The organism is Cellulomonas terrae (assembly GCF_007990265.1).
Classification (GTDB): domain Bacteria; phylum Actinomycetota; class Actinomycetes; order Actinomycetales; family Cellulomonadaceae; genus Cellulomonas; species Cellulomonas terrae.
In genome coordinates this window covers 282,967-295,915 of the sequence record NZ_BJWH01000002.1, presented here as the reverse complement: position 1 = coordinate 295,915, position 12,949 = coordinate 282,967, and the positions used below count along the sequence as shown (strand labels likewise).

Below are 12,949 nucleotides of genomic sequence, written 5' to 3'. Positions count from 1 at the left end.
ACCTTGGTCGCGCCCATCGGCGCGGTCCCCGGGCTCGGGGGCGCGAAGGACGTCGTCGGCTGCGCGACTCCCGTGTACGACGGCGGACCGGACGGACCGGGCTGGTAGGAACCGGCGGGTGCAGGGTGCGCCGACGCCTGCGGAGGGACGTGGTGTGGCGGCGCCGATGCAGGTGGCGCGGTGCTCTGCGACGGGATCGGCGAGAACATCGCCGGCGCGCCCGCCTGGGGCCCGACCGGTCGGTAGGGCGGCAACGGCCGCGAGGGCTCCCCCATGGGTGCCTGATAGTTCTCGCTCACGTCTCTTCCCTCCACCTGGTCGCCTGGTTCGACCGACACGGACGTGCCGGTACCGGGCCATCGTTCTGGACCGTTCATCGGCGGGACGGATGCCCGACTTGAGACATCGACGCAGGTGCGTCGACGCCACTACGCCACGACGCGGAGGATCTCCTCGATCGATGTGTGACCGAGGGCGACCTTCTGCCAGCCGTCGTCACGCAGCGGGATCATCCCCTGCTTGACGGCCGTCGCGGCGATGTCCGCGCTCGACGAGTGGGCCACCGCGTGGCGCTCGATCTCCTCGGTCACGCGCATCACCTCGTGCAGGGCGAGGCGGCCGCGGTATCCCGTCTTCGAGCACGTGACGCACCCCACTGGGCGCATCAGCTCGGGCAGCGGCTCCCCCGGCAGCCACGGGAAGCGCGCCGCGGCCAGCTCCTCCGGCGTCGGCGTGTACGGCGCCTTGCACTTGCCGCACAGCTTGCGAGCGAGGCGCTGCGCGACCACGGCGTCCAGGGCCGACCCGACGAGGAACGGCTCGATCCCCATCTCGGTGAGCCGCGTGACGGCCGACGGTGCGTCGTTGGTGTGCAGCGTCGACAGAACGAGGTGGCCGGTGAGCGCGGCCTCGATGGCGATCTGCGCAGTCTCGTGGTCGCGGATCTCACCGAGCAGGACCACGTCGGGGTCGGACCGCAGGATCGATCGTAGGGCGCCTGCGAACGTCAGCCCGGCCTTCGGGTTCACCTGGACCTGGTTGATCCCGGGCAGCCGGTACTCGACCGGGTCCTCGACGGTGATGACGTTGATCTCGGGCTTCGACACCGCGTTGAGCGTCGCGTACAGCGTGGTCGACTTCCCGGAACCGGTCGGCCCGGTCACGAGGATCATCCCGTAGGGCTTGGTGTACGACTCCCTGTACGTCTCGTAGTTCTCGTCGAGGAACGACAGGTCGCGCAGGTCGAGGCTCGCGGTGGAGTTGTCGAGGATTCGCATGACGATCTTCTCGCCCCACACGGTCGGCAGCGTCGCCACCCGGAGGTCGATCTTGCGACCGTTGTGCACGATGGACATGCGCCCGTCCTGCGGCTTGCGGCGCTCGGCGATGTCGATGTCGCTCATGATCTTGACGCGGCTGATGACGCCGCCCGTGATCTGCTTGGGCGCGCGCTGCGTCTCGTGCAGCACACCGTCGATCCGGTACCGGACCCGCAGGTCCTTCTCGGACGGCTCGATGTGGATGTCCGACGCCCGGTCGGTGATCGCCTGCGTGACCAGCAGGTTGACGAAGCGGACGATCGGCGCGTCCTCGTCGCCGATGTCGCCCATCTTCGTCAGGTCGGCCTGGGTGTCGTCGACCTGGTCCTCGAACGCCTGCGAGAGGTCTTCCATCTCGTCGTCGGCGCGGCAGAACCGGTCGATGGCACGCAGCAGGTTGTCGTGGGTGGCGATGACGGGGATCACGGACATCCCCGACACCGACCGCACGTCGTCGACGGCCATGACGTTGCCGGGGTCGGACGTCGCGAGCACGATCGACCCGCCCTCGAGGGCGACGGGAAGCACGGAGTACCGGCGGCACAGGGCTCCGGGGACCAGGCTCACGGCGGTGCGGTCGACGGGATAGTCGTCGAGGTCGACGAAGTCCATCCCGACCTGGTTGGCGAGGGCCTTGACCAGCTGGGACTCCGTGAGCACCCCGAGCTCGACGAGTGTTCGCCCCAACGTCGTGCCGCGGGCCAGCGTCTCGTCCAGCGCTGCCAGCAGCTGCGCCTCCGTGACGAGGCCGTCGTCGAGCAGGATCTCCCCGAGCTGCTTCACGCGTGTCCCTCCGGTCGAGCCGGCGGCCAGGTGGCGACCGCACGGGTGTCTTCCGGATCAATCGGCAGGAAGGACGACGTGCCTGAGGAACTCAGGCGGTCAGTTTGTCCTCGAGCGCGGCCGCCATCGCAGCGAGCGGTGCGGGGTGCCCCGTCATGAGCCGCACCTGCTCTGCGGCCTGGTGCAGCAGCATCTGCTCGCCACCGACGACCACTCCCCCGGCGGCTGCCCAGGCGACCGAGAGCGCGGTCGGGCGCGGGTCGTAGGCGACGTCGAGGAGAACGCCGTCCGCGTGGTCGAGCCGGGTCGCGAGCGGGTCCGCGGCATACGGAGGGAGGGTCGAGACCACGACGTCCGCGCGGCCGATCTCGGCGGGAGCCTCGTCCAGCGTGCGGTACACGGGGGTCACGCCCATCCGGTGGGCCGCGCGCATGAGCCCGCCTGCACGGGCGACGGCTCGCACGTAGACGACGGGAGAGGTGCAGCCCCGCTGGGCGAGCGCTGCGAGCGTGGACGACGCCGTGGCGCCGGCGCCGAGCACCGCGGCGCTCGTGATCGGCCGGTCGAGCCCGAGAGCTGCCACGATCCCGTGCACGTCGGTGTTCGCACCCACGAGCGTGCGCCCCTGGAACAGGACCGTGTTCACCGCGCCGACGACCTCGGCCAGCGGTTCGACGTGGTCCAGCAACGGGATGACGGTCTGCTTGAGCGGCATGGTCAGGCTCAGGCCCGCCCAGGACTCGTCCAGGCCGGCGACGAAGTCGGCGAGGCCGTCCTCGGTGACGTCGACCGCGTCGTAGCGCCACCCGGTGAGACCGAGCGCCGCGTAGGCGGCACGGTGCAGCGCCGGCGACAGCGAGTGCGCCACCGGGTGCCCGAGCACCGCCGCCCGTCGCGGGGCGGCGGCCGTCACTGGCTGTTCGCCTCCTGCCAGGCCCGCAGCTGGGCGACGTTCGCCAGGTGGTCGTCGTACGTGCTGGCGAAGAGCGTCTCACCGGTGTCGAGGTTCACCGCGACCCAGAAGAGCCAGTCGCCCTCGGCAGGTGCCAGCACCGCGTCGATCGACGCAGCGCCGGGCGACGCGATGGGCGTCGGAGGCAGGCCGAGGTGCCGGTACGTGTTGTACGGGTTGCTCGCGTCCTCCATGTCGGCCGTGGTCAGACCGGTCCCGGGCTTGCCGAGGCCGTAGGCCACCGTCGCGTCGACGTCGAGCTTCATCTCCTTCGCGAGCCGGTTCTCGATCGCCCGCGCCACCTTGGGACGGTCCTCGGGCAGGCGTGCCTCCCGCTCGACCATGGACGCCTTGTTCAGCACGGTCGCCCACTGGTCCTGCGGGACGCCCTTCTGGGTGAGGACGGCCACCGTCTGGGCGGTCATCTGCGACAGCACGCTCGCGGGCGTCGCGTTGGGCTCGATGTCGTAGGTGGCCGGGAACAGCCAGCCCTCCGGGTTGTTGTTCGCCTCGGCCGGCAGGCCGATCGCTGCCGGGTCGGCCAGCGCCGCGTTGACCTCCTCGATCGGGATGGCCAGCTTCTCGCTGATCTTCGTAGCGATCTGGCTCACGGTGAGCCCCTCGGGGATCCCGAGACTGAAGGACACGCGGCTCGACGGGTTGAGCAGCGCGACGACGGCGTCGGCGGCGGGCTGCTCGAGCAGCAGGTTGTACGTGCCCGGCTGGATCGAGGCGGCCTGCGGGTTGGCGGCGAACGCCTCGTTGAACGCCTTGGCGGTCGCGACGACACCGGCCTCGACGAGCGTCGCTGCCATGTCCGCACCGGTGTCACCGGGCTTGATGACGACCTCGACGGCGCCGTGCCCGACTCCGGTGTAGTCCTCGACACCGGCCGCCTGCCCGTCGCCGCCCTGGAACAGCCCGCCCATGAGCTCGACGACGACGTAGGCCGCCCCGGCGACCATGAGGGTCGCGACGACCAGCACCCAGATCGAGCGTCGACGACGACGCTTGCGCTCACGCTGCTGCTTCGCCCGGCCGCGCGAGCGGGAAGGCTTGCGCTCGGCGGTGGCGACACGGGTGTCGCCCGCAAACAGGTCGCTCACCTCGTCACTCCGTTCCACAGGGGCCCACCATTCGGTCTGGCTGTTGGTCACGTGCGCGTCACTCCACCGTCGTCCGTGCGTCGCCCGCAGCCCCCCCGCGCGCCACTGGAGCATGCTGTGCTGGGTCGATCACGACCCGCTCACCGGGACGTCGTCCCGACGCACGCTCCGCGTCCAGCGCGGACTGCAAGATCACCACCGCAGCTGCCTGGTCGACGACCTGACGGTGGCGGCGCCCGGATCGGCCGGACGCCTGCAGCGCGTGATGGGCGGACACCGTGCTCATCCGCTCGTCGACCAGCCGCACCGTCACCGGTGCGATGGCCTGCGCCAGTTGGACAGCGTACGCGCGCGCGGCGTCCGATGCGGAACCTTCGGCGCCCGACATGTGCACCGGCAGCCCGACGTACACAACACCCACACGGCGTTCCTGCACCTCGTGCACCACCTGCGCGATGTCCGCCGGCAACCGACCCTTCGCGGCAGCCGCACGGGCGAGGGTGGCGACCGGCGTGGCGATGAGCCCGTCCGGGTCGCTGCTCGCGAGGCCGACACGCACGGTCCCGACGTCGACCGCGAGGCGTGCACCGCGGACGACCGCACCGTGATCGGGTGTCTGGCTCACGTCAGCCGCCCACCGCCGTCGCGACCGCCGCGAGGGCGTCGGCGAGCCGGCCGGGGTCGGTCCCGCCACCCTGCGCCAGGTCGTCCTTGCCGCCGCCGCCACCGCCGAGGATGCCGGACGCCGTGCGCACGAGAGCACCCGCCCGGACGCCCTGCTCGCGCGCCGCGGCGTTGGTCGCGACGACCACGACCGGTCGGCCCTTGCTGACGCCACCGATCGCCACGACCGCCGGCGACGCCTCGCCGAGCCGTGCGCGGACGTCGAGCACGAGCGTGCGCAGCTCGTCCCCGCCGACCTCCCCCGCGTCGTGCGTCACGACCCGGGTCTGGCCCACGGTCGCCGCGCCCGCCGCGAGCGTGCCCGCCTGCGCCAGGAGCGTCGCCTGCCGCAGCGTCGCGAGCTCCTTCTCGGACTCCTTGAGCTTGGTGATCAAGGAGGACACCCGCTCGGACAGCTCGTCGGGACGAGCCCCGAGGAGGCCCGAGAGCTGCCCCACGAGTGCGCGCTCCTTCGCCTGGTACCCGTACGCCCCTGCGCCGACGAGCGCGTCGACACGCCGCACGCCGGAGCCGATCGCCGACTCGGACAGCAGGGTGACGAGCCCCAGCTCACCGGACCGCTTGACGTGCGTCCCCGCGCACAGCTCGAGCGACCAGCCGTCGCCGATGTCGACGACGCGGACCTCGTTGCCGTACTTCTCACCGAAGAGCGCCATCGCGCCCCGGCCACGCGCCTCGTCGATCTGCATGACGGAGTCGGTGACCTCGAGGTCGTCCTGGAGCCGCTCGTTGACACGCGCCTCGATCTCCGCGACGACCTGCGACGGTGTCGCCGACGGAGAGCGGAAGTCGAACCGGAGACGGCTCGGGGCGTTGAGCGAGCCCGCCTGCGTGGCGGTCTCCCCCACGGACTCGTGCAGCGCCTTGTGCACCAGGTGCGTCGCGGTGTGGGCGCGCGCGATCGCGCGGCGGCGGTCGACGTCGATCGTCGCCGTGCCGGACTCACCGAACGTGACGGTGCCGTCGACCAGCCGGCCGTGGTGGACGGACAGGCCCTTGACCGGGGCCTGCACGTCGTCGACCTCGATGCGCGCGCCGCCGTCGAGGACGATCACGCCGGTGTCGGCCTGCTGGCCGCCCGCCTCGGCGTAGAAGGGCGTCACGTCGAGGACGACCTCGACGTCCGCCGGCGCGGTGGCCGCCGGGGCGGGAACGCCGTCGACGAGAAGGCCGACGACGCGCGAGCGCGCGGTGGCGTCGGTGTACCCGATGAACTGGACGGGCTTCGGGCTCTCGCTGCTCAGCGTGCTGTGCAGGTCCTGGTACGCCGCGGTGTCCGCACGGCCCGCGCGCTTCGCCAGGGCGTCCGCACGTGCCCGGTCCCGCTGCTCCTTCATGAGGGTCCGGAACGCGGTCTCGTCGACCGACACGCCCTGCTCGGCCGCCATCTCCAGCGTGAGGTCGATCGGGAAGCCGTAGGTGTCGTGCAGCTGGAACGCGTGCGACCCCGAGAGCACCTGGAGCGCCTGCTTCTTGACGGTCTGCACGGCCGTGTCGAGGATCGTCGTGCCCGCCGCCAGCGTGCGGCGGAACGCCTCCTCCTCGGCGTACGCGACCTGGCTGATCCGGTCGAAGTTCTGCGCGAGCTCGGGGTACGACGGGCTCATCGCGTCGCGGCTCATCGGCAGGAGCGTGGGCAGAGCGACGTCCTCGACCCCCAGGAGCCGCATCGAGCGGATCGAACGGCGCAGCAGCCGGCGCAGGACGTACCCGCGGCCCTCGTTGGACGGCGTGACGCCGTCGCCCATGAGCATGAGCGCGCTGCGGACGTGGTCGGCGACGACTCGCATCCGCACGTCGTCGTCGTGCACCGCGCCGTACCGCTTGCCGGACAGCTCCTGCGCACCCTGGATGACCGGGAACACCTCGTCGATCTCGTACAGGTTGTCGACGCCCTGCAGCAGGTACGCGACCCGCTCGAGCCCCATGCCGGTGTCGATGTTCTTCTGCTTGAGGTCCCCGAGGATCGGGAAGTCCTCCTTGCCGCCCCCGTCACCGCGCTCGTACTGCATGAAGACGAGGTTCCAGATCTCGAGGTAGCGGTCCTCGTCGACGACCGGACCGCCCTCCGCCCCGTACTCGGGGCCGCGGTCGACGTAGATCTCGGAGCACGGACCCGACGGACCGCGCGCTCCGGTGGACCAGAAGTTGTCCTTCCACCCGCGGCGCTGGATGCGCTCGGCCGGGAGACCGGCGATCTCCTTCCAGAGGTCCGCCGCCTCGTCGTCGTCGTGGAAGACCGTCACCCAGATGGTGTCCGGGTCGAACCCGAAGCCGCCGGTCTCCCGGGACCCCGTGACCAGCTCCCAGGCGTAGGTGATCGCCCCGTGCTTGAAGTAGTCGCCGAACGAGAAGTTGCCGTTCATCTGGAAGAACGTGCCGTGCCGGGTGGTCTTGCCGACCTCCTCGATGTCGAGGGTCCGCACGCACTTCTGCACGCTGGTCGCGCGCGGCCACGGCGGCGTCTGCTCCCCGAGCATGTACGGGATGAACGGCACCATCCCGGCGATGACGAACAGGGTCGACGGGTCCGGCGAGATCAGCGAGGCCGAGGGCACGACGGCGTGGCCGTTGCCCTCGAAGTAGTCGAGCCAGCGCTGGCGGATCTCGGCGGTACGCATCGTGTCCTCGTCGTCTATCGGTGGTGTGCGGGTGGTGCTCGTGCGGGTGCGGCTCAGAAGAAGGTGTAGCCGTCGTCGTCGTCGGGGTCCTCGGTCGGGCTGCCGGCCCAGTCCTCGCCGTGGCGGGACGACCAGGCTCGACGCAGGTTCGCGACACGCTCGGGTCGCTCCGCCCGGAGCGCCTCGACGTCGACGTCACCCACGAGGTCGTGCCGGAGCTCCTGCTCGCGCTGCGCCATCGCGGTGGCGAAGGTCGACCGGAACGACGCCACGGCGTGCGTCACCCGCTGCGCGCCGTCGATCGCGTCCGTCGTCCCCGGGGGCAGGTACGTCTCCACGACCGCGCGCCCCTTGCGGACCACGACGACCGTCAGGACGACCCCGACGGCCAGCCAGGTGAGCCGGCGCCCCATCATCGGCTCCGGCGGGCGCTCGCCGCGAGACCCGACAGCGCGGTGCGCACGCCGTACGAGAACGCGGCCATCTTGATCATGGGGCCACCGACCGTGGCGGCGAACAGCGACGTGAGCGCCGAGACGTTCTCCGAGACCTGGGCCGCGGCCGTGGTGACGGTGTCGATGTTCTCCAGCTGGGTGTTCGACGACGCGACGAGGGTCGCGGTCTCGTCGAGCACGGGGACCGTGTGGTCGGTGATCTCCTTGACCGAGGTCCGCGTCTCGTCCAGCACGCGCCCCAGCTTGATCAGCGGCACGGCGAGAAAGCCCACGAGCAGCACGAACGCGATCGCGGCGATCAGTCCCGCGACGTCACCCACCGACATGTCCAGCCTCCTGGTTCCGGGGCCCTCGACCCCGCCGAAACCCTACCCGCCCCGGACGCACGGACGCCCCGCGGCGCAGGTGCGCGGCGGGGCGTCCGGGTGGCGATCAGATCAGCGGGCGTAGTACTCGACGACCAGCTGGACCTCGCACGTCACGGGGATCTCCGCGCGCTTCGGGGCTCGCACCAGGACGGCGCTGAGCTTCTCGAGCTGCACGTCGAGGTAGCCCGGGACCGTCGGGAGCACGTCGCGGTGCGCACCGGCGGCGGCGACCTGGAACGGCACCGTGGCCTGGCTCTTCGGCTTGACCTGGAGCGTCTGGCCCGGCTTCACGCGGAAGGAGGGACGGTCCACGATCTTGCCGTCGACGAGCACGTGACGGTGCACGACGACCTGGCGGGCCTGCAGGATGGTGCGGGCGAAGCCCGAGCGCAGGACGAGGGCGTCCAGGCGGGTCTCGAGGTTCTCGACGAGCGCCTCACCGGTCAGGCCCGGGGCCTTGCGGGCGTCCTCGTACGCACGAGCCATCTGCTTCTCGCGCAGCGCGTACTGCGCGCGCAGACGCTGCTTCTCCCGCAGACGGACGGCGTAGTCCGACTCGGTGCGGCGACGCGCACGACCGTGCTCGCCGGGGGGGTACGGCCGCTTCTCGAAGTGCTTGACGGCCTTGGGCGTCAGCGCGAGGCCGAGGGCGCGGGAAAGGCGCACCTGGCGACGCGAGCGGGTCACGCTGCTCACAGAGTTACTTCCTGTCGTTGTAGACGTCACACCCGAAGACGGAGATGTTCCGACGGGCGTGGGGCCGACCGTGGATGCGTCGCGTCTGTTCTCGACGCTGGCTAAGGCCCCAGGTGGCCGTCCGTGCCGGGGCGTGCAAGCACACCCGTCCCGCGGACGACCTCGACACTCTACCCTGCGACGCCCCCGATCCCCGAATCACGCCTGGTCGTCGAGGATCGCCCGGATCCGGTCGAGCCGTTCGGTGACCTGCCGCTCGTAGCCGCGGTCGCTCGGTTCGTAATACCGGGTGCCCGCCAGCTCGTCGGGCAGGTACTGCTGGGCGGCGACGGCGTGCGGCTGGTCGTGCGCGTACACGTACCTCGCGCCGTGCCCGAGCAGCTTCGCGCCCGGGTAGTGCGCGTCTCGCAGGTGGGCCGGGACCGAGCCGATCCGCCCCGCGCGCACGTCGGCCAGCGCGCGGTCGATGCCGACGTACGCCGCGTTCGACTTCGGGGCGGTCGCCAGGTGCACGACGGCCTCCGCCAGGATGATCCGCGCCTCCGGCATGCCGATCAGCGCCACCGCCTGCGCCGCCGCCACCGCCGTCTGCAGGGCGCTCGGGTCCGCCATCCCGACGTCCTCGGCCGCGGCGATGACGATCCGCCGGGCGATGAACCGCGGGTCCTCCCCCGCCGCGATCATCCGCGCCAGGTAGTGCAGGGACGCGTCGACGTCGGAACCCCGCATCGACTTGATGAACGCGCTGATGACGTCGTAGTGCTGGTCCCCGTCGCGGTCGTAGCGCACGGCCGCGACGTCGATCGCCCGTTCCATCGTCGCGAGGTCCACCGGGACGGGCGGGACCGCACCGTCCTCCGAGAGCGCGGAGCCCGCGGCCGCCTCCAGGATGGTCAACGCCTTGCGCGCGTCCCCGCCCGCGAGGCGCAGCAGGTGCTCCTCGGCGTCGTCGGTGAGCGCGATCGAGCCGTCGAGCCCACGCTCGTCCTCGACCGCACGACGGACCAGCCGGCGGACGTCGTCCGTGTCGAGCGGCTGGAGCGTGAGCAGCAACGACCGCGAGAGCAGCGGCGAGTTCACCGAGAACGACGGGTTCTCCGTGGTCGCGGCGACCAGCGTGACCCAGCGGTTCTCGACGCTGGGCAGCAGGGCGTCCTGCTGGGCCTTGGTGAACCGGTGCACCTCGTCGATGAACAGGACGGTCTCCGTGCCGTCCGTGGCCAGTCGCCGGCGTGCGTCCTCGATCACCGCGCGCACGTCCTTGACGCCCGCGGTGACGGCCGACAGCTCGACGAACCGGCGCCCGGACGTCGCCGCGATCAGGTAGGCGAGGGTGGTCTTGCCCGTCCCGGGCGGCCCCCAGAGCACCACGGAGGTGGGCGCGGCCCGGCGTGCAGCCTCGTTGGCGGGCTCGACCAGTCGGCGCAGCGGCGAGCCGCCGACGAGCAGGTGCTCCTGCCCGGCGACCTCCCCCAGGTCCCGAGGCCGCATGCGGACGGCGAGGGGTGCACCGGCCCCGACGGCGGGCAGCCCGGAGGCCGTCGACGTCACGGCATCGAACAGGTCCATGCGGGCAGGGTACGCACGCGCACCCACGTCCGGCCCGGTCCGACGGCGATCGTGACAGCACCGGTGGCCGTCGACCGGGTGAGAACGTGTGCGAGACGCCTGTTCCACCTGCGACGATGTGCCGCGTGTTCGCCCGAGTAGGTCGCGCAGTCGCCCACCACCCCCGCCTCACCGTCGTGGCGTGGCTGGTCTTCGCCGTGCTCGGGTACGGGTTGGCCGTCCTCGGTGTGCACGGGGAGAACCTGTTCGAGCGGCTCAGCACGGGGGCGCCGGGCGTCCCGGGGTCGGAGAGCTCGGAGGCCTTCGCCATCCTCGACGAGGCCGACGACAGCGGTCCGTCGCTGACCCTGGTGCTGGACCGCGTCGACCCGGCCGACCCCGACGTGGCGACCGCTCTCGCGCCCGCGCGGGAGGATCTCGTCGCGATCGACGGCGTCGTCTCGGTCATCGACCCCCTGGCGCTGCCCGACGGAGCCGCGAACCCCGCAGCGGCGCCCCTCGTCGCCCAGGACGGCGACGGCTTCCTCGTGGTGGTCGAGCTCGCACCGGAGCTCTCGCCGGAGGACCAGGAGGCGGCGCTCGACGAGGTCGAGGCACGTCTGCTCGACATCCCGTCGGACCTCGACGCGGTGGCGCCCGGAGTGACCGGGATCGTGGGCGGCACGACCCTCATCGTCGAGGCGATCACGGACCAGGTGGAGACGGACCTGCGGACCGGCGAGACCATCGCGCTGCCGATCGCGCTGCTCATCATGATCCTCGTCTTCGGCGGGTTCCTCGCTGCCGGGATGCCGATGGTCGGCGCGGTCGCGTCCATCGCGGGTGGCCTCGCCGCCCTGCTCGGCTTCTCCTACGTGCTCGACCTCGACTCGTCGGTCGTCAACATCGTGACGGTGCTCGGCCTGGGGCTCTCGATCGACTGGGGCCTGCTCATGGTGTCGCGGTTCCGCGAGGAGCTGCACCACCTGGTCGACGACGACGGAGGTGCCCGGAGCCGACGGCGGCGCGGCGACGGTGCCGTGCTCACCGCGATCGAGCGCACGATGGCGACGGCGGGCCGCACCGTGATGTTCTCCGCGCTGATCGTGGCCATCTCCATCGCCGGGCTGCTCGTGTTCGAGCCGCCGATCCTGCGGGCGTTCGGCGCCGCGGGGGTCGCCGTGATCGTCGTGGCGGCGGCGACCGCACTGACCCTGGTCCCGGCGATGCTCGTCCTCGCCGGCCGTCGGATGATCCGGCCGAGCATCCTGGCCCGCGTCCCCGGGCTGCGTGGCATCCTCGCGCGCACCGCCGACGTGCAGACCGAGGAAGGGATCTTCTCGCGGCTCGCGGCCTGGGTGCAGCGCCGACCGTGGCGCGTCCTGCTGGGGTCGCTCGCCGTGCTCGGCATCCTGGCGCTCCCGCTGGCTCACCTGGAGCTGCGCAACTCGACCACCGAGCTGCTGCCGGCGGGCAGCGCCCAGCGCGAGTTCGTGGAGACCCTCGCGCGCAACTACCCCGCCGCCTCGACCCCCGCGATCACCGTCGTCGCGCAGACGTCGCTCGACGAGGCGACCGCCTGGGCCGCGACGCTGGAGGACCTCGACGGCGTCGCGTCCGTCGACCCGCCGTCCCCGGTCGACTCCTACGTGGTGATCGGCGTCCGGCCTGCCACCGACGACCCGGGCGACGCCGTGGCCCGGGACGTCGTGCACCAGCTCCGCGCCCTCGACGCCCCCTTCCCCACGTGGGTGACCGGTCAGGCGGCGTCGCAGATCGACTTCACCGCTGCCGTGGTGGAACGGGCACCCTGGGCGGTGGGGATCGTGGCCGTCACGTGTCTGATCCTGCTGTTCCTCATGACCGGTTCGGTCGTGGTGCCGGTCAAGGCCCTGATCACGAACACGATCTCCCTCGCTGCGTCCCTGGGTGTGCTCGTCTGGGTGTTCCAGGACGGCCACCTGTCCGGCCTGCTCGACTTCACGCCCACCGGCGGCATCGAGACGTACGTGATCGCCCTCGTCATCGCCTTCGGGTTCGGGCTGGCGATGGACTACGAAGTCTTCCTGCTGTCCCGGATCAAGGAGCTCGTCGACCAGGGAGTCCCGAACGACCGCGCGGTACGGCTCGGCCTGCAGCGCTCCGGGCGCATCATCACCTCGGCGGCCCTCATCGTCATCGTGGTGTTCGCGGGCTTCGTGGCCGGTGAGCTGCTGGTGATCAAGGAGGTCGGCTTCTCCCTCGCGGTCGCGGTGCTCATCGACGCGACCCTGGTGCGGATGCTCCTCGTGCCGGCCACCATGACGATCCTCGGACGAGCCAACTGGTGGGCCCCGCCGTTCCTGCGGCGTGCGCACGGGCGCATGGCGATCAGGCACTGAGGTGTCCGCGTCGTCCCGGGCCGCGGCGCACCCGAG

10 protein-coding genes are annotated in these 12,949 nt (G+C 71.6%); 1 reads left to right on the top strand and 9 read right to left on the bottom strand.

Annotated elements, in window-relative coordinates:
* Positions 1-428 precede the first annotated feature (428 nt).
* From CTE05_RS03475 to CTE05_RS03435, 9 genes are all read right to left on the bottom strand, one after another.
* Entirely contained in the window at positions 429-2,102 is a 1,674-nt protein-coding gene (locus tag CTE05_RS03475; RefSeq protein ID WP_146844710.1) for a GspE/PulE family protein, read from the bottom strand.
* Between the two features lie 91 nt (positions 2,103-2,193).
* Positions 2,194-3,015: a shikimate dehydrogenase gene (locus CTE05_RS03470; protein ID WP_146844709.1), complete on the bottom strand. Its 822-nt coding sequence runs from the start codon at positions 3,013-3,015 to the stop codon at positions 2,194-2,196.
* On the bottom strand, positions 3,012-4,160 hold the full coding sequence (gene mltG / locus CTE05_RS03465; protein ID WP_246123231.1) for an endolytic transglycosylase MltG: 1,149 nt from the start codon (positions 4,158-4,160) through the stop codon (positions 3,012-3,014). The genes CTE05_RS03470 and mltG overlap by 4 nt, the downstream gene beginning before the upstream one ends.
* A 58-nt stretch (positions 4,161-4,218) precedes the next feature.
* On the bottom strand, positions 4,219-4,719 hold the full coding sequence (gene ruvX / locus CTE05_RS03460; protein ID WP_246123230.1) for a Holliday junction resolvase RuvX: 501 nt from the start codon (positions 4,717-4,719) through the stop codon (positions 4,219-4,221).
* A gap of 67 nt (positions 4,720-4,786) precedes the next feature.
* On the bottom strand, positions 4,787-7,465 hold the full coding sequence (alaS, locus tag CTE05_RS03455) for an alanine--tRNA ligase (protein ID WP_146844706.1): 2,679 nt from the start codon (positions 7,463-7,465) through the stop codon (positions 4,787-4,789).
* 53 nt (positions 7,466-7,518) lie between these two features.
* Positions 7,519-7,878: a DUF5984 family protein gene (locus CTE05_RS03450; RefSeq protein ID WP_146844705.1), complete on the bottom strand. Its 360-nt coding sequence runs from the start codon at positions 7,876-7,878 to the stop codon at positions 7,519-7,521.
* Positions 7,878-8,246, bottom strand: a complete 369-nt coding sequence (locus tag CTE05_RS03445; RefSeq protein ID WP_146844704.1) for a DUF948 domain-containing protein — start codon at positions 8,244-8,246, stop codon at positions 7,878-7,880. Before CTE05_RS03445 ends, CTE05_RS03450 begins: the two co-directional genes overlap by 1 nt.
* A 111-nt stretch (positions 8,247-8,357) precedes the next feature.
* A complete protein-coding gene (gene rpsD / locus CTE05_RS03440) occupies positions 8,358-8,984 on the bottom strand; it encodes a 30S ribosomal protein S4 (RefSeq protein WP_146844703.1) in 627 nt (208 codons plus the stop codon).
* Positions 8,985-9,182: 198 nt separating this feature from the next.
* Positions 9,183-10,553: a replication-associated recombination protein A gene (locus tag CTE05_RS03435; RefSeq protein ID WP_146844702.1), complete on the bottom strand. Its 1,371-nt coding sequence runs from the start codon at positions 10,551-10,553 to the stop codon at positions 9,183-9,185.
* Between the two features lie 116 nt (positions 10,554-10,669).
* Here CTE05_RS03435 and CTE05_RS03430 point away from each other — a divergent pair, with 116 nt between their 5' ends.
* Positions 10,670-12,913 carry an MMPL family transporter gene (locus CTE05_RS03430; RefSeq protein ID WP_146844801.1) on the top strand — a complete coding sequence of 748 codons (2,244 nt, stop codon included), beginning with the start codon at positions 10,670-10,672 and terminating at the stop codon, positions 12,911-12,913.
* Positions 12,914-12,949: the final 36 nt, after the last annotated feature.

Coding starts and splice junctions, on each gene's coding strand:
- CTE05_RS03450 (WP_146844705.1), bottom strand. CDS start 7,878: ATGGGGCGCCGGCTCACCTGGCTGGCCGTCGGGGTCGTCCTGACGGTC.
- CTE05_RS03435 (WP_146844702.1), bottom strand. CDS start 10,553: ATGGACCTGTTCGATGCCGTGACGTCGACGGCCTCCGGGCTGCCCGCC.
- CTE05_RS03445 (WP_146844704.1), bottom strand. CDS start 8,246: ATGTCGGTGGGTGACGTCGCGGGACTGATCGCCGCGATCGCGTTCGTG.
- alaS (WP_146844706.1), bottom strand. CDS start 7,465: ATGCGTACCGCCGAGATCCGCCAGCGCTGGCTCGACTACTTCGAGGGC.
- CTE05_RS03430 (WP_146844801.1), top strand. CDS start 10,670: ATGTGCCGCGTGTTCGCCCGAGTAGGTCGCGCAGTCGCCCACCACCCC.